Below are 22,213 nucleotides of genomic sequence, written 5' to 3'. Positions count from 1 at the left end.
GGTCAGGACAGGCCGCCCCGGCCGAAGGCGCTCGTCGTCGCCCCCGCCGTCTCGCCGCCGTCGATGACCAGTTCCTGCCCGGTCAGGAAGCTCGCCGCCGGGGACGCCAGGTAGAAGAACGCCTCGGCGATCTCGGACGGTGCGGCGTGGCGTCCGGCGGGAATCTGCCGGTTGGTCTCGGCGAGCATGGTCTCGGTGTACTCGGCGAGCTGCATGGGGGTGAGCACCGCTCCCGGGCTCACGCACGCGGCGCGGACGTACGGGCTCAGCTCCATCGCGAAGGTCCGGCACAGCGCGGCCACACCGGCCTTGGTGGCGTTGTAGTCCGCGTAGAACGGGTAGCCCCGCAGTCCGTTGACCGAGGCGGTGGCCAGCAGCACCCCCTCCTTTCGCCCGACCATGACGCGTGCCGCCGCCTGCCACAGGGCCAGTACGCCGAGAAGGTTCACGGAGGTGGTCCGCCGGGCCTGCTCCTCGGTCAGCTCGAGCACGCCGTTGCGGACGCTGATGCCGGCGTTCGCGATCACGACGTCCAGCCGCCCGCGCTCGTCGTACACCCTCGTCACGGCGCTGCCGACGGCGGCCCAGTCCGAGACGTCGGCCTCGATCCACTCGCCGGGCGCGTCCTTCCGCGGCGGAGCGATGTCGAGGTTGACGACGTGGTCGCCGGCCCGGGCGAAGCGTTCGGCGGTCGCCTCTCCGATGCCACTGGAAGCGCCCGAAATGATGACAGTCCGCACATCTACTCCAAGGTGTTCGAAGACGATCAGTACAGGACGCGTCGGCTCTCCGCCGCCCGGGCGCGTTCGAGGCGGCGCAGGTCGCGCCGGACGGTCAGCTTCTTCAGCCAGCGGTCGGTACCGTCGTAGCGGGCCGGAAACGCCTTCCGGCCGTGCACGGCCAGGTAGTTGTCGAGTACGAGCAGGGAGCCGGTGGAGACGACGACCTCGCGCCGGACCCGGTGCAGCTCCGCCATCAGCGCGTCGAGCGCCTCCTCGGCCTCGGTGTCGCCGGGCGCGCACCGCATGAACGGCCGATCGATCCGGAGGTAGGGGTTCAGCTGGTCCCCGAAGAGGACCGGCACGGCGGGGGGCTGTTCGTACAGGGCCCGTGCCTCGGTCAGGGCGGGGCCGTCCGGCGCCCTCTCCGCCAGCTGCCGCAGGTGTTCACCGTCGGGCAGGATGTGGAACCGCGGTTCGCCCAGCACTTTGCGCGTCCGGTCGTCCAGGACGACGTCCCGGACCGACGAGAGCAGGGTCGGCACCCGGTCCTGGTTGCGTATGCCGAGCAGCAGCAGGTAGTCGCACCGGTCGGGGTGGAAGCCGTCCTCGGTGTGGAACTCCAGCAGCGCTTCGCTGCCGTGGCCGTTCTGCTGCTTCTCGTCACCGCGGATCGGCAGGATGTTCTGCACCATGCGCCCGGACTGGAGCGTCGCCCAGGAGAACGGGTCGCCCAGTACGGCCCCGCACAGGGAGAGGAGGACTTCCGCCCGTCTCGTCGTGGTGACGCCCGCCGCCGTCTCCCAGTGCCGGGGCGTCGGCCCCGCTGTCTCCTCGACCACGGGGAAGCCCTCGACGAGGCATGCCTCGGCCGACTCGGCACGGCGGAAGTCCGTGAGCAGGCGGTGCAGTCGGCCCGGTAGCCGGTCGGCGAGCGGCCAGGAGCGGTCGTGGAATCCGGGATCGCCGGGATCGCCGTCACTCTCGTCGGCGAGCGCCGAGAGCATCGCGGCGTCCGCCGGACTGAGGGTGTGTGCTACCAGAGCCATGGGTCGTCCCTCGGTGATGGGTCAGGTCTCGAAAACGGGAACAGTGCGGGCCTCGGCGAGATAGGGCACCCCGGCGGTGTAGCCGCTGCCCGGCTGGTCGCCGAGCATGCGGACGGCCAGCCGGTGGTGGGTGCGCCGCCAGCGCTCGTAGGCGGCGGCGAACCGCCGTCGCTCCCCCTCCAGTTCGGCACGCGCGGCGGCGCTCGGTGAGGAGCCGAGCGCGGCGAGCGCGTCGTCGACGGTGCGGCGGCCCTCGTTGACCTCGTCACGGACGACCGGAACCGATGCGTAGGCGGCGGACGCCAGCCGTCCGGGGTCGGGTCTGCGGCACAGCGACTCCAGCCGTTTGTAGTTGTTCGACTGGATGGCGCTGGCTCCCTCGGTGTGCAGACGGAACGTCCGGAAGGCTTCGACCTGCATCGTGGCGAGCAGCGAGAAGAGGTGAGCGGTCTCGTCGAACCGGTCCGCCAGATCGCCGAGGACGGCTCCGGCGCCCCGCGCGTCACCGTCGTCCAGCAGTTCCGGGACGGTGGCCAGATGCCGTGCGGAGATCGCGAAATGCATCTCGAAGGCCTGAAGGACCCTGAGGAACAGGTACTCGTCGTGGACGGTGTCGACCGGCAGCAAGGTGGTCCGCAGGAGATGGGTCTCCTGCGGGGTCCGGTTCTTCTCGACCTCGGTGACGACCGCCCGCGCGGCCTCGACGGGCTCCCCCGCCGGGATGGCCGGGCCGCCACGGGTCCGGGCGACGAACCGGGCGAGTGCGCGCAGTCCGTGCCGGCAGCGCAGCCCGACGGTCCTGCGGTCCGGCCGCAGCCCGGGCAGGGGTACGTCCGCGCCGTCCAGCGCCGCCAGTTCAAAGGCGAGTACGTCGGCCACGAGGAGGGTGACCACCCGGTCGGTGACGGTGTCGGCCGGTGCGGGGAACAGTTCGATCGCCAGGTACGAGGTGTAGTCGTAGCGGCCGTCGTGCTTGTCGAGGGCGATGTCCAGGAAGCGGGCGAGCGGGGAGTGCTCCGAGGTCCTGCTCCGGGCCTCCGAGAGGGCCGTGAGCAGCGTCGCGGCGACCCGTTCCTTGCCGGTCCGCTGGAATGCGGACACCACGGCCGGGTACGGGAAGTCGTCCGTGCCGGGATCCCGGAGCCAGCGGGCCAGTGGCGGCGGGAGTTCCGTGTCGGTGTTCATTCTCGCGGCCGGGGCAGGGCGGTCGGCCGGACCGTCGCGCCGTGCGGCGGTATCGCGGGTCCGGCGGTCGTCATCGTCGCCCCGTCGGGCAGGGAGGACGCTCGTGGTAGGCCTTCATCGGCGTTTCCCTTCGGATCGGCAGTGGTTCCGGATGGCCGTGGGAGACAGAGGGGGACGCGCCGGACCGTAGTCGCTCCGTCCCGGCCCGGCCGAGTCGGGGATAACCCCGATAGACCGGACATGGCCCCGAGGCCCACGATCGACCGATGATGTGGGCCGGGTGACGGTCCGCCGCCCGGGAGGAGCCTCGCCCATGCCCGACCATGAGACGTATCTGCTGCCCGCCTCCTTCGGCCAGGAGCGGCTGTGGCTGCACGAGCGGTCCGGCCTCCGGGAAGCGATCTACAACGTGGCGGGCGGTCTGCGCTTTCGCGGGTCGCTGGACGTGGACCTGTTGCAGCGCTGCCTCAACGCGATCGTCGACCGGCACGAGGTGCTCCGTACGGTGTTCCACCTCTCCGACGGCGAGGTCGTCCAGATGGTGGGCCCCTCCGCCGAGGTGCGCGTGCGGCTCGTGGACGCGTCCGGTGACCTGGACGCGGTGCTGCGGGAACTCTCGGCCGAGGCCTTCGACCTGGCCGAGGGGCCGCTGTTCCGCTGTCATCTGCTCGACCTCGGCACCGGCGAGCACATCCTGTACGTCGTCCTGCACCACATCGTCAGCGACGGGCGCTCCCGGGACGTGCTTCTCGGCGAGCTGAGCGAGCTGTACGCGGCGGGGGAAGCCGGCCGGGAGCCAAAGCTGCCCGAACTGGAGGTGCAGTACGGCGACTTCGCGGCCTGGCAGCGGCAGGTCCTGGAGTCCGACGCCCTGGACGACCAGCTGGCCCACTGGCGCGGACGGATGTCGGAGGCCCCGGATCTCGTCCTGCCGCAGGACCACATCCGGCCGCCCCGCCCCTCCTACGCGGTCGGGTCCGCCGAGGTGGCCGTCCCCGCGCAGGTCGTGGAGGAGCTGCACCGTGCCGCCGGCGGTCTGACCCCGTTCATGATCGCCGTCGCCGGGTACGCGGCTCTGCTCAGCCGCTGGAGCGGCCAGTCGTCCGTGGTGGTCGCCATGCCCGTGTCCGGGCGGGAGGAGCCGGAGCTGCTGGGGCTCGTGGGCTTCTTCGTCAACACGGTTCCGGTACGCATCGATCTGGACGGTGACCCGTCGCTGGCCGAGATCCTCCGGCACACCCGGGAGCGGTGTCTGGAGGCGTTCGCCCACGCCTCGGTGCCGTTCGAGCGGCTGATCGACGAAGTCCGGCCGCAGCGGGGCGGCGGCCGGCTGCCGCTCGCCCGTGCCTGGGCGGTGCTCCAGGAGACGATGGACCTGCCGCCGCTGTTCGACCGGAAGGTCACCCCGGTGCTCCCGCCGGGGGAAGGGTATTCGCCGTTCGACGTCCTGCTGGAGCTGTGGAGTGAGGGCGGGTCGCTGACCGGACGGCTCTCGTGCGCCGCCGACGCGTTCACACGGGGGACGACGCAGGACGTTGCGCGCACGTTCGAGGCGATCCTGGGGTCGCCCGCCACGACCACGCTGGCCGAGCTGCCGTTCCTGGTGCGCCAGAGCGACCCGGTGACCGAGTCCGGGGCCGTCCGGGCCCCCGTCGGGGAGCCGGACAGTGCCGTGGAACATCTGCTGGCGCAGCTGTGGGCGGACGTCCTGGAGGTCGACAGCGTGTCCGTCGAGGACGAGTTCTACGCCTCCGGCGGCAACTCGCTGCGGGCGATCCAGGTGATGACGCGCGCGCGTGACCACGGCGTCGAGATCCCCGTGGATCTGGTGCTCGGCGAGCACACGATTCGTGACCTCGCCCGCCGGGACACCGCCCGGGAGCCCGGCGCGGACCAGGACCCGCCGGCCGTCCCCGAGCCGGGGACCGAGGCCCGATGAGCACGCGGCGCCGCCCCACACTGGCGGAGACCCGGCGGACGTTGCGGCGTACCGCCGGTGCTCCCGTACCGGGCGCGGACGGGATCAGGCCGGTCGCCGACCGCACCGGCCTCGCGCTCTCGTTCAACCAGGAACAGCAGTGGTTCCTCCACCGCTGGGAGCCGTCCCGCTCGGAGTACAACGCCACCGTCCCGGTACGGCTGCGCGGACCGCTCGACGTGGCGGCGCTGACCCGCGCCCTGCGCACGATCGTCGGACGGCACGAGATCCTGCGCACCTGCTACGGCGAGGAGGACGGGACTCCGTACCAGATCGTCGACGCCCCCGGGGGCCCGGACCTGCGCGTGGTGGACGCGACCGGCCGCGACGAGGAGAGCGTGACCGAACTGGTCGCCGGGCTGGGGAACGAGCCGTTCGATCTCGGCCGGGGGCCGGTGGTGCGCGCGACACTCGTCCGGACGGGCCCCGAGGACCATGCCCTGGTTCTCGTCGTCCACCACATCGCCTTCGACGGGGCGTCGCTCACGATCCTGGTCGAGGAACTGGTCGCCTGCTACGCGGCCGCCGCCGAGGGCACCGCGCCCGTCCTGCGCGAAGTTCCGGTGCAGTACGGGGATTTCGCGGCGTGGCAGCGCGGCGCCCCGGCCGAGAAGCTGATGGCGGACCAGCTCGGTTACTGGCGCGGGCGGCTGGCCGGCGCGTCGGTCCCCGTCTTCCCGGCGGACCGGCCCCGCCCCGCCCGGCCCAGCGGCGCCGGAGCGGCGCACTCCCTCTTCCTCCCCGCCCGATTGGCCGAGGACCTGGCCGCGCTGGCGAAAGACCGCCGGGTCTCCCCGCTCAGCGTCTATCTGGCGGGGTTCAACGCGCTCCTCGCCGCGTACACCGGGCAGGACGACCTGTGCGTCGGGTCGGTGTTCTCCGGACGCACCCGGCGCGAGACCGACCGGCTGATCGGCTACTTCGCCAACACGCTGGTGCTGCGCACCTCCGCCGCGGGCAACCCGACCTACGGCGAACTGCTGCGCCGTACGCACGAGACGGTGCTCGGCGCGCACCTGAACCAGGACGTGCCCTTCCACCGGCTCGTGAAGGAACTGGGCATCACCCGCCGACCGGGCCGCAACCCGCTGTTCGACGTGTGCTTCACCATGCACCACACGATCGCGGAGTCGGTCCGTGTCGGCGACATCGAGGTCGGCGCCTTCGCCCTGCCGCGGCGCACCTCGCAGTTCGACCTCACCGTGGAGATCACCGAGGTCATCGGCGAAGGCGTCTGCCTCTGGGCGGAGTACTCCACCGACCTGTTCGATCCCGAGCGGATCGAGCGGCTCTGCGACGACTACCTGCGCGTCCTGACGGCGATGGCCGCTTCCCCGGAGAGCCGGATCGGCGCCGGCCGCGAACCCCGGCTGCTCCACGAGCTGTTCGAGGACAGGGCCGCGGAGCAGCCCGACGCCCCGGCGCTGCGTACCCCGGACCGCACGGTCAGCTACGCCGAACTCGACGCCGCCGCCAACCGGCTGGCCGCGGCTCTGCGGGAGCACGGCACCGGGCCGGACGTCCCGGTCGCCGTCCTGCTCGACCCCGGTTCCGAGCTGACCACCGCGGCGCTCGCGATCATGAAGACCGGGTCCGCCTACCTTCCGCTGGACCCGCTCCACCCCCGCGAGCGGTGGGCGGACGTCCTGCGGCAGACCGGCTGCCGTGTGGTGGTCGCCCCCGCCGTCCGCGCCCATGAGCTGCCCGCCTCGGTCACCGTGATCGAACCGGACCGGACGGACGGACCGGACGGCGCACTGCCCTGCCCGGCACGTCCCGGCAACCTCGCCTACATCATCTTCACCTCCGGCTCCACGGGGCAGCCCAAGGGCGTGCTGATCGAGCATGCGGCGGCGGTCAACTTCGTCCGGGGCACACCCGGCCGGCTCGCCCCGGACCCGCGCGACCGGGTCGTGCAGTTCACCAGCCCGGCCTTCGACGTCAGCGTGTACGAGATGTTCGTGACGCTGGCCGGCGGCGGCTGCCTCGTCTCCGCGCCCAGGTCCGTCCTGCTCGACCCACGGGCGCTGGCCGCCCTGATGCGGCGGGAGCGGGTCAGCGTGTTCCTGTCGACGCCCGCCACCCTCTCCCTCCTGGACGGCTACGACCTGCCCGACCTGCGGAAACTGTCGATCGGCGGCGAGGCTCCCAGCAGGGACCTGGTCCGCCGGTGGCGGGCGGACGGCCGTGTCATCCAGAACGGTTACGGGCCGGCCGAGACCACCGTCGAGGCGTCCTGCGGGATTCTGGACGACCGGGACTGGGACGAGCTGCCCTCCATCGGCGGCGAGCGCACCGGCTACCGGATGCACATCCTGGACGAACAGGGGGTTCCCGTTCCCGACGGGACCGCCGGGGAGCTCCACATCACCGGAGCCGGGCTCGCCCGGGGGTACCTGGGCCGGCCGGGGCTGACCGCCGAGCGGTTCGTGCCCGACCCGTTCGGACCGCCCGGTACGCGTATGTACCGGACCGGCGATCTCGCCCGCCGCCGCGGGGAGCGCCTTCAGATCCTCGGGCGCACCGACCGCCAGGTGAAGATCCGCGGGCACCGGGTCGAGCCCGGCGAGATCGAGGCGGTGCTCGCGGACCACCCGGACATCGCCCAGGTCACGGTGTCGGTGGACGACCGGGGGAACGGCGACAAGGATCTGGTCGCCCATGTGGTGCCCGCGGCGGGCGAGGCGCCGACGGCCGCGGCCGTCCGTTCGTTCCTGCGCGACAAGCTGCCCCCGGTGATGATCCCGTCGCGGGTCGTCGCCGTGCCGGCGATGCCGGTCACCGTCGGGGGCAAGGTGGACCGGGCCCGGCTCACCGAGGGCCCGGCCCGGACCCTGACCGAGATCTTCGAGCGGCAGGCGGCCCGGACACCCGGGGCGCCCGCGGTGACCGACGGTTCGGGCGAGCGGACCTTCGCCGAACTCGACGCACACGCCGGCCGGCTGGCCCGGGTGCTCCGCCGGCACGGCGTCGGCCCCGAGGACATCGTGGCCGTGGCCGCGGGCAAGACGGCGGACACCGTCGCGGTCCTGCTGGCCGTGCTCAAGGCCGGGGCGACCTACCTGCCGATCGCCGAGGACGCCCCCGCCCACCGGTGCGGTCTCGTCCTGACCGACGCCGCGCCACGCCTCCTGGTGCACTCGCGTGCCGCCCGCGCGGCGGCCGGGGCGGCCGACGCCGAAGGCGTGCCCCGGCTGTGCCTGGACGGCCTCGCCACGGACGGGGAGGATTCCGGTCCCCTCGGCCTGCGCGTCGACCCGGCGCAGCGGGCCTACATCCTCTACACGTCGGGCACCACGGGCCGGCCGAACGGTGTCGCGGTCGAACACCGCAGTGTGGTCAGCCTGTTCCACTCGCACAGCAGGACCGTCTTCGGGCCCGGCGCGGGCGGCCGTCGGATGCGCGTGGCACTCTCCGCGCCGCTGGGCTTCGACGCCTCCTGGTGCGGGCTGCTGTGGATGCTGGCCGGGCACCATCTGCACCTGGTCGACGACACGGTCCTCGGCGACACGGGAGCGTTCCTCAGCACCGTCGAGAAGCACCGGATCGACGTCGTGGACGTCACGCCGACCTACTGCGGCCACCTGCTGAACGCCGGTCTGTTCGCTCCCGGGCGGCACCGGCCCGGTGTGGTGCTGCTCGGCGGCGAGGCGGTCCCCGAACCGCTGTGGCGGCGCCTGCGCGCCCTGACCGGCGTGCGGGCGTTCAACCTGTACGGACCGACGGAGTGCACCGTCGACATGCTCGTGTGCGGCCTGCACGCGAGTGAGACCCCGGCCGTGGGAACCCCCGTGGACGGAGCCGGGCTGCGCGTCCTCGACGCGGAGCTCGACCCGGTCGAGGACGGCGCGGCCGGAGAGCTGTACGCGGCCGGCGCCTGCCTCGCCCGCGGCTACCACGGCCGGCCGGGGCTCACCGCGTCGCGGTTCCTGCCGGACCCTCTCGGCGGGCCCGGCGCGCGGATGTACCGCACCGGCGACCTCGGCCGCCGCCGGGCCGACGGCCTCGTGGAGTTCCTCGGGCGCGCCGACGAGCAGGTGAAGATCAGCGGGTTCCGCGTCGAACTCGGCGACGTCGCCGCCGCCCTCGCGGACCATCCCGACGTCGCGCAGGCCGCCGCCCACATCGTGGCCGGCGGGCAGCTGTACGGCTTCGTGGTGCCCGGGCCCGACCGGACCGCGGACCCGGCGGCCGTACGCAGGCACGCGGCGGACCGGCTGCCGACGCACGCGGTGCCGGCGGGCGTCGTCGTACTGCCCGAGCTGCCGCTGACCGCCAACGGCAAGCTGGACCGGACACGGCTGCCCGACCCCGGGGCCCGGGCCGCGTCGAGGGCGCCGCGCACTCCACGGGAGGAGATCCTGTGCGCCGTCTTCGCCGATGTCCTCGGGGTGAGCGATGTCGGCATCGACGACGGCTTCTTCGAACGCGGCGGGCACTCCCTCCTCGCGACCCGCCTGGTCAGCAGGGTGCGCAGGACGCTGGGCGTCGAACTGCCGCTGCGGGTGCTCTTCGAGTCCCCCACCGTCGCCGAGCTGGGCCCGCGCCTGGCGGACGCGGGCGAGGCCGGACCCGAGCTGAGGCCCGTACCGAGGCACGGGGCCGTCCCTCTGTCGTACGCGCAGCAGCGGCTGTGGTTCCTGGCCGAGATGGAGCCGGACAGCCCCGCCTACAACATGCCGATCGCGGTACGTCTGTCGGGCGAGCTCGATGCGACGGCGCTGCGCGAGGCGCTCGCCGATGTCGTGCGGCGGCACGAGAGCCTGCGCACCGTCTTCCCGGCCGAGGCGGGGGAACCGTACCAGCGCGTCCTCGACCGGACGCCGGACCTGGCCACACACTCCGTGACGGAGGCGGAGCTCACGGACCGGCTCACCGAGGCGGCCGCGGCCCCCTTCGACCTGCGTGCCGACATCCCGCTGCGCGCGCACCTGTTCGCCCTGGGCGCCCGGGAGCACGTCCTGCTGCTGGTGGTGCACCACATCGCCTGCGACGGCGCCTCCATGGGGGCGCTGATCGACGACACGGCGTCCGCCTACGCCGCGCGCAGCGGCGGCGGGGCCGGCGGCCTGCCGCCCCTGCGCCTCCAGTACGCCGACTACACGTACTGGCAGCGGGAGTTGCTCGGGGACGAGAGCGATCCGGACAGCAGGATGTCCCGGCAGCTCGGCCACTGGCGGGAGGCCCTGGCCGGGCTCCCCGAGGAGCTGGCTCTCCCCGCCGACCGGCCGAGGCCCGTCCGTCCCACCGGCCGCGGGGGCACGGTGCATCTCGGCATCGAACCGGCCCTGCACGAGGCCCTGTCGCGGGTCGCCAAGGGCAACAGGTCGACGCTCTTCCTGGTGATGCAGGCGGCGCTCGCCGCGCTCTGGACCCGGCTCGGCGCGGGCGAGGACATCGCCGTCGGCGTACCCACCACGGGACGGGACGATCCGCGCCTGGACCCTCTGGTCGGGTTCTTCGTCAACACTCTCGTGCTGCGTACCGACACCTCCGGGGACCCCTCGTTCACCGGTCTCCTGGAGCGGGTCCGGGCGGTCGCCCTCGATGCCAACGCCAACGCCGACGTGCCGTTCGAACGGGTCGTCGACCAGCTCGCCCCCGTGCGCTCCGCCTCCCGTCATCCCCTCGTGCAGACCATGATCGCCTTCGATCAGTTCCCCGACGGGACGCGGGCCGTCGAGGGCCTGACCATGCGCTGGGAGCGGACAGAGGTCGCGGCGCCCAAGTTCGACCTGCTGTTCAACGTACGGGCGCACGGCGAGCACGGCGAAGCGGCCGGGATCGACCTGGGCCTCCAGTACAACGCCGACCTCTACGACCGGGTCACCGTCGAGCGCATCGGGGCCTGGTATCTCGCGGTCCTCTCGGCCGTCGCGAAGGCCCCCCGCACCCGCATCGGCGCACTGCCCGTCCTGGACCCGGCCGAACGGGACCGCGTGCTGCGGGAGTGGAACGACACCAGCCGTCCGGTGCCGCCCCGCACCCTGCCGGAGCTCATCGAGGCCCAGGTGGAGCGCACACCGGACGCCGAGGCCGTGCACGGCGGCCTCACCTACACCGGGCTGAACACCCGCGCCAACCGGTTGGCGCGGTGGCTGATCGAGCGGGGTGCGGGACCCGAGTCGGCCGTCGGCCTCGCCCTGCCGCGCTCGCCGGAACTGGTGGTGGCCGTGGTCGCCGTCCTCAAGGCGGGCGCCGCGTACCTGCCGATCGATCAGGAGCACCCCCCGGAGCGGATCGCCCTGCTCTCGTCCCGGGCGGACCTCGTCCTCACCGCCCTGCCGCCGGACCTCGCGGCCTTCTCCGGGGACGACGTCACCGACCGGGAACGCACCGCCCCCCTGCTTCCCGCGCACCCCGCATTCGTCGTCCACACCTCGGGTTCGACCGGCACGCCCAAGGGCGTGGTGATGCCGGGCAGTGCCCTGGTGAACCTGCTGGCCTGGCACGCCGACCGGGTTCCCGGCGGCCCGGGGACACGCACCGCCCAGACGGCGGCGAGCGGCTTCGACGTCTTCGCCCAGGAAGTGCTGTCCGCCCTGACCACCGGTCAGTGCCTGGTGATCCCCGAGCGGGACCTGAGGCTCGAACCGGAGGCGATGCGGGCCTGGCTGCGGGAGCAGCGCGTCAACCGGTACTTCGCGCCCAACGCGGTGATCGAGGCGGTGGCCGAGGCGCCGGGCGAGGAGACCCCCGAGCTGACCGACGTCGTCCAGGCCGGTGAGGCCCTCGTGATGACCGACGCCATGGAGCGCCTGCGCACCCGGGTCCGGATCCACAACCACTACGGTCCCACCGAGACCCATGTCGTCACCACGTACACGGCAACGCCCGCGGACGGGCGGACCGTGCCGCTCCCGCCGATCGGCCGCCCTGTGTGGAACGTACGCTGCTATGTCCTGGACGGCCGGCTGCGACCGGTCCCCGCCGGAGTGACCGGTGAACTCCATGTGGCAGGCGCCCAGTTGGCGCGGGGATATCTGGGGCAGCCGGGGCACACCGCCGCGTCCTTCCTGCCCGATCCGTTCGGCGGCCCCGGCGAGCGGATGTACGCCACCGGCGACCTGGCCCGCTGGACGAGGTCGGGCGATCTGGAGTACCTGGGGCGGGCGGACCGGCAGATCTCGCTGCGGGGGTTCCGTATCGAACCGGGTGAGATCGAGGCCGCGCTCAGCCGGCACTCGTCCGTCCGGCAGGCGGTGGTGCGGGTGCGGGACGGGCGGCTCATCGCCTACGTCGTCCCGGAGGCCGGGGAGATCGATGGCGAGTCGCTGCGCGAGCACGTGGCTTCGATCGTGCCCAGGCATCTGGTGCCCTCGGTGTACGTCCCGCTCGACGCGCTGCCGCTCAGCCGCAACGGCAAGGTCGACCCGCGCGCGCTGCCCGATCCCCCCGCGGCGGACGGGGCCACCGGAGGACGTGCGCGGACCCAGCGGGAGGAGATCCTCTGCGGACTGATCGCCGAGGTGCTCGGCATCGACACGGCCGGGCCGCACGACGACTTCTTCCAGTCGGGCGGCCACTCCCTGCTCGTGGCCGCCCTCGTCCGCCGGATTCGCACGGCCTTCGGCACGGACCTGCCCGTGCGGGCCGTGTTCGACGCCCCGACCGCGGCCGGGCTGGCCCGGCTGCTCGAACGCGCCGCCCGCACCGGGACCGGAGAGCCGGCCGTGCCCCCGCTCACCCGGCGGCCGGCCGGTGAACCCGCCCCGCTGTCCTACGCGCAGCAGCGGATCTGGTTCGTCGAGCGGCTCGGATCCGCCGGCGACGCCTTCCACATCCCCTGCACCCTGCGGCTCACCGGGGATCTCGACGTCCCCGCGCTGCGCCGGTCGATCAATCGTCTGATGCGGCGGCACGAAGTCCTGCGCACCGTGTGCGAGGAACGCGACGGGGTGCCGTGGGCAGATGTGGTCGAGGTGCCCGAGGACGTCCTGCCGACCGCTCAGGTCACCGAGGACGACATCGTGGCGCGGAGCCGGCAGGAGCACGCGGTCCCCTTCGACCTGGCGCGCGACGTACCGGTCCGCTGGCTGCTGCTGCGCGTCGGCCCCCACGAACACGTCCTGGTGGTGACCTTGCACCACATCGCCGGGGACGGTCTCTCCCTTCAGGTGCTGACGCGTGAACTCTCCGAGACGTACCGGGCCGGCGGCTCGGACGCGGGTCTCGCGCCGCTGCCCGTCCAGTACGCCGACTACGCGCACTGGCAGCGCCGGCTCCCCCTGGCGGACCAACTGGCGGGCTGGCAGGCCGACCTGGCGGACGCACCGCTGCTGGAGCTGCCGACCGACCGGCCCCGGCCCCGCGTGCAGACCTTCACCGGCGGCCGGGTCCACGCCGAGCTGAGCGCCGCGTGCGCCGGACGCCTGCGGGCGCTCGGCCGACCGGCCGGGGCGACCCTGTTCATGACGCTGCTCGCCGCCTTCCAATTGCTGCTCGGCCGGGCCGCCGGGCAGCGGGACGTGGTGGTCGGAACCCCCGTGTCGGGGCGGCACCACACCGAGGTGGCGGAGCTGGTCGGCTGCTTCCTGAACATGCTGCCGCTGCGCACCGACCTCTCCGGAAACCCCGGGTTCCGTGAGCTTCTGGACCGGGTCCGCGACCATGTGCTGGCGGCGTTCGACCGGCAGGACGTGCCGTTCGAGCAGATCGTCGAGGCCGTGGCGCCGGAACGCGACCTCAACAGGCAGCCGCTCTTCCAGGTCATGCTCAACATGCTTCCCGGGACCGCGCCGGAGGGCGACCTCGCGGATGTGACCGTGACGGCGGAGCTGCCGGACGCGGCGGACGGGACGGCGTCGAAGCTGGACCTCACGCTGTACGTGGACGACCAGGGCCCCGGGCTGTCGTTCGCCCTGGTCCACAACACCGATCTGTTCCTGCCGGAGCGCATGGAGCGCCTCCTAGGGCAGTACGTGGCCCTGTTGGAACAGATCGCGGCCGATCCGGACCGCCCTGTCGAGGAGTACCGGCTCCAGCTCCCGGCGGCCGGCGCGACGCGGACCGCGGCGGCGCTGCCACGGCGGGCCGAACACGCCGTGCACCACCTGATCGAGGCGCGGGCGGACCGCGCCCCGGAGGCGGTCGCGCTCACCGACTCCACCGGGACCTGGACCTACCGCGACCTGGACGAGCGGGCCAACGCGCTCGCCCTCGAACTGTCCGGCGCCGGGGTCCGGCCCGGGGAACGGGTCGCCGTGCACGGCCCCCGGTCCGCCGCGCTGGTGGGCGCGGCGACAGGCGTGCTGAAGGCGGGGGCGGCGTTCGTCCTGCTCGACCCCGCGGACCCGCCGGCCCGGCTCCGTCGCCTGCTGGCCGCCTCGGGGGCCCGCGCGCTGGTCCTGGTCGGGCCACCCGTGGATACGGACGCACCGGGGGATCTGGACGCGCCGGGGGACACGGACGTACCGGTGGTGCTGCGAACCGACCTCACCGCGACGGCCCCGCGCCCCCGCGTGCCGGTCGATCCGTGGGACGCCGCCTACCTCGCGTTCACCTCCGGGACCACCGGCTCCCCGAAGGGTGTCCTGGGGCCGCACGCCCCGCTGACCCACTTCTTCGACTGGCAGGCGCGTGAGTTCGGCCTCGGCCCCGGCGACCGGTGGAGCGCGCTGGGCGGGCTCGGGCACGACCCGTTCCTCCGCGAGGCACTCGGCCCGCTCACCCTCGGCGGCACGGTGTGCGTACCGGACGAGGAAGAGGCGCGGTCCCCCGAACGGCTCGTGCGCTGGCTGCTCGGGCAGCGGGTCACCGTCGCCCATCTCACCCCGGGCCTCGGCGAGCTCGTCGCCCGGCCGGGCCGGGACCTGCCCGGCCTGCGGTACGTCTTCTTCGGCGGCGACCGGCTGACCGCCCGGCACGTGACGGATCTCCCCGCGTCGAACGCCGAGTTCGTCAACTTCTACGGGACCACCGAGACGCCTCAGGCGGTGTCCTGGCACCGGATTTCCCGCCCGCCCCTCGACCCCGTCCCGATCGGCACCGGAATCGACGGGGTGGACCTGCGGATCCTGACACCCGGCGGATTCCCGGCGGCGACCGACGAGGTCGGCGAGATCGTCATCCGTACGCCGTATCTGTCGGCCGGATACGCGGGCGATCCGGCCGCCACCGCGGCCCGGTTCGGCGAACAGGACGGGGAGCGCGTCTACCGCACCGGTGACCTCGGCCGCCGGTGCGCCGACGGCACGGTCCTGCTGCTCGGCAGGGCGGACGACCAGGTGAACCTGCGCGGTCACCGGGTGGAACCCGGGGAGATCGAGGCCGCCCTGCGGGCCGCCCCCGGCGTCCGTTCGGCTGCCGTCCTCCGGCGGAAGGACGAGCTGGTCGGCTATGTGACCGGACCGGATGCCTCGGCCGAGGGCGTACGCCGGTATCTTCGCGGCCTGCTCCCCCTGCCCGTGGTACCCACGGTGACGGTCCTGGACGAACTGCCCCTCACCCCACGGGGAAAGCTGGACCGCTCCCGGCTGCCCGCCGCCGGACGGACGGCCGACAACGCCGCCGTCCCGCCCCGGCCCGGGCTGGAGAGCGACATCGCCCGGATCTGGGACGAGGTGCTCCCCCGGGGAGGAGTGGGCAGGCAGGACGACTTCTTCGACGCCGGCGGCAACTCCCTCCTCGTCGTTCGCGTACAGGCCCGGCTGGAGGACGCGCTCGGCCGACGCGTCCCCCTGGCACGCCTGTTCCAGCACACGACCCTCGCGTCCCTGGCCGAGTGGCTGCGGAGCGAGGACCGCGCCACCGGCCCGGTCGTCACTCTGCAACCCGTCGGCGGCGAAGCCCCGTTCTTCTGCGTCCACCCCGTCGAGGGGGGTGTGGGCGGCTTCCGCCTGCTCGCGAACGCCCTCGGCACGGACCGGCCGTTCCACGCGCTCCAGGCGCCCGGCGTGGACGGAGAACAGGAGCCCTGCCGGGACGTCCTCGAACTCGCCCGGTACCACGCCCGCCACATCCAGGAACTGCGGCCGGACGGCCGGATCCTGCTCGGCGGCTGGTCCTTCGGCGGCGTGGTCGCCACCGAGGTGGCCCGGCAACTGACGGAAGCGGGACGTGAGGTGGGACCGGTCGTGCTCCTGGACAGCAGGGCACCGCACCGGATGGCGCGTCAGACGGAAGGCCTCGCGGAATTCCTCGACCGGTGCGAACCGCATCTGCCGGCGCTGCCCGGGCTGTTCGCCGGGCCCGGCGGCGGAGGGAACGGGACGGGCGGTTCGGGTGTTCCGGCGGACCTCGTCGAGGAACTGCTGTCCCTGGAACCCGACTCCGTACACCGTCTCCTGCTGCTCGACGCGCACGCCCGCAAGGTCACGCGCGCGCACCTCCACGCCATGAGCCGGTACCGGCCCGAGCCCCTGGGGACACCCGTGGTGCTGCTCCGCGCGGCCGACCGCTCCGGAGACCCGGTCGACAGCCCCGACCTCGGGTGGCAGGACCTCATCCGGGCCTCACTGACCGTCCACGAGGTTCGAGGGGACCACTTCTCCATGCTGGCGGACCCCCACGTGACGGCGCTGGCGACCCGCCTGCGCACCGTCCTGGCGAACGCCACGCACCGATGACCCCGGACACCCCGGCCCGTTCAGCCCAGGGCCGCCCTGTCGAGTGCGACCCATACGGAACCGGCCACGGCGAGCGGGGGCCCGTCCGTCCTCCCGTACAGGGCGGTGCCGATGGTGGCCGTACGCCCGTCCAGGCGCTCCAGCCGGCCCACCAGGACCAGCGGCACCCCGGCCAGCGGGAGTTCGCGGACGGCGGCGGCCATCCGGCCGAGCACACGGGGCCTGCGCGCCGGATCCGTCGTCCAGCCGCCCGGGCAGTCGAGTGCGCTCCAGACGAACTCCGCGCGGATCCGGCCCTCCTCATCGGCCAGATCGGGGGCCGGGCTCCAGGTGCAGGCCACGGTGCCGGGACTGCCGACGACCGGTCCCGGCCGAAGCCCCAGCCCGTCCAGGGGGCGTTCGGTGCCGCACACGAAGCAGCCGGGGAAGGGATGCCCCGTGGCGTCGAATGCCTCCTCCGCCGCCCTGGCCTCCGCCCACTCCACCGGTGGTGGGGCCGCGAGGGGGGCGCCAGCAGCCGCCACGGAGGCGACGAGGTCGTCCCCGTGCCAGGCGTGCCCGCGTCTCCCCGCGACCTGATACGTCAACGGAGAGTCCAGCGGCACCGGCAGGTGCAGCGTGACCGCGGCACAGCCGTCCAGCTGCCCCGCCGCCCGGGCGAGCGCGGCCAGCCGACCACAGGCGTAGCCGCCGTTGGCACTGCCGGGCGGCCCGTTGAAGCGCCGGGCGATGGCAAGACCTGGTACAGGCGGCACGGGGGCCTCCGGGGAACGTCGACGGTACGGGGCGGGAAGCGGGCGGTTCGGCCCTCGACCCTAGGACCGGGCGGCCCGCCGTGGTGCGGGACGGGCGGCAGTGCCCCGTCAGGAAAGTCCCGGACTGTTCGCGAGCCCGCGTTCCTTGCCAGTCTGTCCCCGCCACCGGGTGTTCCGGACCGTGTCCCGGAGTGTGTTCGACCGCCTGCCGACCAAGACCGCAACGCCTACGTGTGGAGACGGCCATGCAGAATTCCCCGCCGACGATCTTTCCCATGGCCTCCGCGCAGGAACGTCTGTGGATCGTCGAACAGCTCACGCCGGGCACGACCGCCTACACGATCCCCCTGGCCATCCGTCTGAAGGGCCGGCTGGACCGGGAGGCGCTGCTCGGGGCGCTCCGGAAGGTGACCGACCGGCACGAGGCGCTGCGTACCCGGTTCGCACAGGTCGACGGCAAGGCCGTGCAGATCGTCGACGCGCGGGTGGACATCGGACTGCCGCTGACCGATGTCACCGGGGAGGACCTGGACGCGGCGCTCTCCGCCGAGGCGGCGCTCCCCTTCGATCTGGCGAACGGGCCTCTGCTGCGGGCCCGGCTGCTGCGGCTGGCGGCCGACGACCATGTGCTCGCCATCAGCGTGCACCACCTGGTCTCCGACATGTGGTCGTGCGGGATCCTCCTGCGGGAGACGGGGGCCCTGTACGCGGCCCTGGTCTCCGCGGCGCCGGACGACCTGCCGGAACCGGAGGTGCACTACCCGGACTTCTCGGTGTGGGAGACCGAGCACCTGTCCGCGGAGCGCCTGGAGTCCCAGCTGGCCCACTGGCGCGAGCGGCTCAAGGACGCGCCCCATCTGCTCGACCTCCCCCTGGACCGGCCGCGCCCCGCGGTGCAGACCCTGCGCGGCCACCAGCTGCCGGTCGCCCTGTCCCCCGAGCTGTCCCGCGCCGTGGTGGAGATGGCGCGCGCCGGGGGCAGTACGCCGTTCATGGCGCTGCTCGCCGCGTTCAAGGTGGTGCTCGCGCGGAGCACCGGCCAGCGGGACATCGTGGTGAGCACGGGCGTCGGCACCCGCGCCCCGGAGACGGAGGGGACCATCGGCTGCTTCATCAACACCGTGCCGCTGCGCACCTCGCTCGACGGTGCCGGCACCTTCGCCGAACTGCTGGGGCGGGTCCGGGCCACCACGCTGGCCGCTCTGGAGAACCAGGATCTGCCCTTCCAGCGGCTGGTCGAGGAGCTGCGGATTCCGCGTGATCTGAGCGTCAACCCGCTGGCGCAGGTGTTGTTCCTGTTGCAGAACGCTCCCGAGCCCACCCTCGATCTGCCGGGGCTGGAGGCCGTCGCCACCGGTATCGACCGCAAGGGCACCCAGTGTGATCTGAATGTCCAGCTCCGGCAGGTGGACGGTGTCTTCACGGGGTTCGTCGAATACGCGACGGACCTCTTCGACGCGTCGACGATCCGCCGGCTCTGGGAGCACTTCGAGGTGCTGCTGACCGCCGCGACCGCCGATCCCGACAGCCCGCTCGACTCCCTTCCGTGGCTGACGCGGCCGGAGGTGGAGCGCGCGGTGGTGGAGTGGAACGCCACCGAGGTGCCCGCTCCGGAGGTGTGTCTGCACGAACTGTTCGAGCGGTGGGCGAGGGAGCGTCCCGACGCCCCGGCGCTCGTCTGGTCCGGGGGCTCCCTCAGCTACGGAGAGCTGGACGGACGAGCGGAACGTCTGGCGGCGCGGTTGCGCGCGGCGGGTGTCGGGCCGGATGTCGCGGTCGCCGTGTGCCTGGAGCGTTCCGCGGCCGAGGCCGTGGCGGTTCTCGGCACGCTCAAGGCGGGTGGTGCGTATGTGCCGCTGGACGCCGGTTATCCGGCGGAGCGGCTGGAGTTCATGCTCCGCGACGCCCGGCCCGCCGTTCTGCTGACGGACGAGGAGCGTCTGACCGGGCTGCCCATGGACGCGTTCCCGGGCGGGACCGGCGAGCCGGGTCCGGCACCGGTCGTGCTGCTGCCCGGCGACTGGGACGAGGAGGCCGGACCGGCCGGGGACGGAAGGACCGCCGCGGCGCGGCCCGACAATCTCGCGTACATCATCTACACCTCCGGCTCCACCGGCCGGCCCAAAGGCATCGCGGTCACCCACCGCGGCGCGGCCAACAACATCGCCGACCTCAACCGCCGTCGGTCGATCGGTCCCGGCGACTCCGTGCTGTCCCTGTCGTCGCAGAGCTTCGACATGTCGGTGTACGAATTCCTCGGTATGCAGGCGGCGGGCGGCACCACGGTGCTGCCGGACGCCGAATCGGCCAAGGACCCGCGGCACTGGGCGGAGTTGGTGGAGCGGCACGCGGTCACCGTGTGGAATTCGGCGCCCGCCCTGCTGGAGTCCCTGGTGGAGTCCTACGGCTCCGCGCGCCCGGCCGTGCCCTCCCTGCGCACCGCGTTCCTCGGCGGTGACTGGGTACCGGTGTCCTTGCCGGACCGGGCCCGTGCCCTGTTCCCGGAGCTCGACGTCATCGTGATGGGCGGCGCCACCGAGGCGTCGATCCACTCCATCGTCCAGCGGGTCACGCGGACCGGCCCCGACTGGGTGCGCATCCCGTACGGGCGTCCCATGGACAACCAGCAGGCGCTGATCGTCGACAAGCGCGGGGAACCGGTTCCCGTCGGGGTCGCGGGTGAACTGTGCCTGGCCGGAACGGGCTTGTCGCGAGGGTACCTGGGGCGTCCGGCGCTGACGGCGGAGCGCTTCGTGCCGCACCCGTACGCGGGAGCCTTCCCCTCGGTTCCGGCGGGGGCCAGGCTGTACCGGACCGGCGATCTGGCCCGCTACGCGGAGGACGGCACGATCCACCTCATCGGGCGGCTCGACCACCAGGTGAAGGTGCGGGGCTTCCGGATCGAGCTCGGTGAGGTGGACGCGGCCCTGGGCCGGCATCCGGGCCTCGCCGATACGGTGACCGTCGTCCGGACGAACGACGACGGGCACGGGGTGGGGCTGACCGCGTACGTGGTGCCCGCGGGCCAGGCCGTTCCCGGTGCCGGGGAGCTGCGGACGCACCTCACTGCCGTGCTTCCGGACCATATGATTCCCGATGCCTTCGTGCGGCTCGACGCCCTGCCGCTGTCGGCCAACGGAAAGGTCGACCGTTCGGCTCTTCCGGATCCCGGTCCGGAGCGGCTGGGCACGTCCACTCCGTACGTGGCTCCCGCCACCCCGCTGGAACACGCGCTCGCGGACATCTGGGCCGATGTGCTGCGGATCGAACAGGCCGGTGTCCACGACGACTTCTTCGCGCTCGGCGGCAACTCCCTGGGCGTGACCCAGATCGCGTACGCGCTCAGTGACCATCTGCGGATCGACGTGTCGCTGCGCGATGTCTTCGAGGCGCCGACCATCGCCGGCCAGGCTGCCGTGGCCGAGAGCACCGCCCGGGCGGCCGGCGCCGACGCGCAGGCTCTCGCGGAGATCTATCTGCACGTGCGGTCCCTGGACGGCGCACAGACCCAGGTCATGCTGGACAGCCTTGAGGAGACCCCCTGATGGCGGGCATCCTGCACCAGACCCTCGCCCACGGCGCCGATCGGCTCCAGGCCCGTGACGAGGAGTTGTACGGGCTGCTGCACCGGGAGCAGGTCCGCCAGCACGAGACGCTCGCGATGGTCGCGGCGGCCAGCACGGCCGACCCCTCCGTCCTGGTGTGCGAGGCGAGTGCCACCGGCAATGTGACCACCGAGGGATACCCGGGAGACCGGTATCACGCGGGCTGCGAACTCGTCGACGAGGTGGAGCGGCTCGCCGTGCGCCGGGCGAGGGAGGCCTTCGGCGCCGCGCACGCCAATGTCCAGCCGCACTCCGGTTCCACCGCCAACCAGGTGGTGCTGTGCTCGTTGCTGGGCCCCGGGGACACCGTGCTCGGCATGGACCTCAAGGCCGGGGGCCACCTCACGCACGGGGCCTCCGCCTCGGTGTCGGGCCGCTTCTTCACGCCGGTGCGCTACGGTCTGGACGAGAACGGGCTGATCGACCACGCGTCCGTGGCGGAGCTGGCCCGCCGGCACCGGCCGAGGCTCATCTTCTGCGGGGCGAGCGCGTATCCGAGGACCATCGACTTCCGGCGCTTCCGCGAAGTGGCCGACGAGGTCGGCGCGTATCTGGTGGCCGACATCTCGCACATCGCGGGCCTGGTCGCCGCCGGCGTCCATCCCAGTCCGGTCGACGTGGCCCATGTGACGACCACCAGCACGTACAAGCAGTTGTACGGCCCGCGTGGCGGACTGATCCTGCTGGGCCGGGACGCGGAGACGCGCACCGCCTCGGGCCGGACGCTCCGAGCCACGCTGGAGGACGGGGTCTTCCCCGCCCTCCAGGGCACTCCGAGGCTCAACACGATCGCCGCGAAGGCCCGGGCGTTCGCCGAGCTCGGCACCGCGCAGTTCCGGGAGCGCGGCCGTCGCATCGTCGCCGCCGCCCGCGCCCTCGCCGGTGAGCTGGACGACCGGGGCCACCGCGTGCTGACCGGCGGTACCGACACCCACATGGTCCTGCTGGACGTCGGGGCCCGCGGTCTGACCGGGCGCATCGCCGAACACGCCCTGGAGAGCTGCGGAATCGTCGTCAACAAGAACAGCATCCCCGGCGATCCCCACGGACCGCGTGTCACCAGCGGCGTACGCCTGGGAACCAACGTGCTCGCGCTGCGCGGGATGGGGGTGGCCGAGATGGCCGAGTGCGCGGATCTCCTCGACACGGTCCTGAAGGCCGTCCGGCCGGACGGTCCTCGCCACCACCACCTCGATCCGGTCGTACGGGCCGAGGTGGCCGCCCGGGTGGCGGATCTGTGCCGCCGCTTCCCGCTGCCCGAACACCCCCTGCCTCTGACGGCGCCCGGGACCGGCCGGGCCACCGCGACCGTGTGATCCCCGGGGGTGGCGCCGTCGGTCCCCTCCCCCGGACTG

Annotated in this window: 8 protein-coding genes; 4 read left to right on the top strand and 4 right to left on the bottom strand. The window is 73.2% G+C overall.

The features are described 5' to 3' along the window. Positions 1–2 precede the first annotated feature (2 nt). From A3Q37_RS02575 to A3Q37_RS02565, 3 genes are read right to left on the bottom strand one after another with little or no spacing between them, the layout of a single operon-like run. Complete coding sequence (locus tag A3Q37_RS02575; protein ID WP_065476966.1) at positions 3–740, bottom strand: SDR family NAD(P)-dependent oxidoreductase; 738 nt, start codon at positions 738–740, stop codon at positions 3–5. Between the two features lie 26 nt (positions 741–766). Further along, positions 767–1,768 carry a guanitoxin biosynthesis L-enduracididine beta-hydroxylase GntD gene (gene gntD, locus A3Q37_RS02570; RefSeq protein WP_065476963.1) on the bottom strand — a complete coding sequence of 334 codons (1,002 nt, stop codon included), beginning with the start codon at positions 1,766–1,768 and terminating at the stop codon, positions 767–769. A gap of 21 nt (positions 1,769–1,789) precedes the next feature. Continuing rightward, a complete protein-coding gene (locus A3Q37_RS02565; RefSeq protein ID WP_065476961.1) occupies positions 1,790–2,953 on the bottom strand; it encodes a hypothetical protein in 1,164 nt (387 codons plus the stop codon). 313 nt (positions 2,954–3,266) lie between these two features. On the opposite strand from A3Q37_RS02565, the gene A3Q37_RS02560 reads away from it, so the two are divergent. After that, positions 3,267–4,892, top strand: coding sequence for a condensation domain-containing protein (locus tag A3Q37_RS02560; protein ID WP_065476959.1), 1,626 nt, complete (start codon positions 3,267–3,269; stop codon positions 4,890–4,892). Then, on the top strand, positions 4,889–16,498 hold the full coding sequence (locus A3Q37_RS02555; RefSeq protein WP_065476956.1) for an amino acid adenylation domain-containing protein: 11,610 nt from the start codon (positions 4,889–4,891) through the stop codon (positions 16,496–16,498). Before A3Q37_RS02560 ends, A3Q37_RS02555 begins: the two co-directional genes overlap by 4 nt. Positions 16,499–16,518: 20 nt before the next feature. Here A3Q37_RS02555 and A3Q37_RS02550 read toward each other — a convergent pair whose 3' ends face one another. Next, positions 16,519–17,253, bottom strand: coding sequence for a hypothetical protein (locus A3Q37_RS02550; protein ID WP_065476954.1), 735 nt, complete (start codon positions 17,251–17,253; stop codon positions 16,519–16,521). Between the two features lie 275 nt (positions 17,254–17,528). Between A3Q37_RS02550 and A3Q37_RS02545 the strand changes: the two genes are divergently transcribed. Then, positions 17,529–20,798, top strand: a complete 3,270-nt coding sequence (locus A3Q37_RS02545) for a non-ribosomal peptide synthetase (protein WP_176711327.1) — start codon at positions 17,529–17,531, stop codon at positions 20,796–20,798. Continuing rightward, positions 20,798–22,174 carry a serine hydroxymethyltransferase gene (gene glyA, locus A3Q37_RS02540; RefSeq protein ID WP_065476950.1) on the top strand — a complete coding sequence of 459 codons (1,377 nt, stop codon included), beginning with the start codon at positions 20,798–20,800 and terminating at the stop codon, positions 22,172–22,174. Before A3Q37_RS02545 ends, glyA begins: the two co-directional genes overlap by 1 nt. The last annotated feature ends 39 nt before the right edge of the window (positions 22,175–22,213 follow it).

Origin of the sequence: Streptomyces sp. PTY087I2, assembly GCF_001687325.1 — a bacterium.
In the GTDB taxonomy this organism is placed as follows: domain Bacteria; phylum Actinomycetota; class Actinomycetes; order Streptomycetales; family Streptomycetaceae; genus Streptomyces.
This window is presented reverse-complemented; position numbering and strand designations above follow the sequence as displayed.

Bases quoted from the DNA above. Each gene is read 5' to 3' on its own strand.
- glyA (WP_065476950.1), top strand. From the start codon at position 20,798: ATGGCGGGCATCCTGCACCAGACCCTCGCCCACGGCGCCGATCGGCTC.
- A3Q37_RS02545 (WP_176711327.1), top strand. From the start codon at position 17,529: ATGGCCTCCGCGCAGGAACGTCTGTGGATCGTCGAACAGCTCACGCCG.
- A3Q37_RS02555 (WP_065476956.1), top strand. From the start codon at position 4,889: ATGAGCACGCGGCGCCGCCCCACACTGGCGGAGACCCGGCGGACGTTG.
- A3Q37_RS02560 (WP_065476959.1), top strand. From the start codon at position 3,267: ATGCCCGACCATGAGACGTATCTGCTGCCCGCCTCCTTCGGCCAGGAG.
- gntD (WP_065476963.1), bottom strand. From the start codon at position 1,768: ATGGCTCTGGTAGCACACACCCTCAGTCCGGCGGACGCCGCGATGCTC.
- A3Q37_RS02565 (WP_065476961.1), bottom strand. From the start codon at position 2,953: ATGAACACCGACACGGAACTCCCGCCGCCACTGGCCCGCTGGCTCCGG.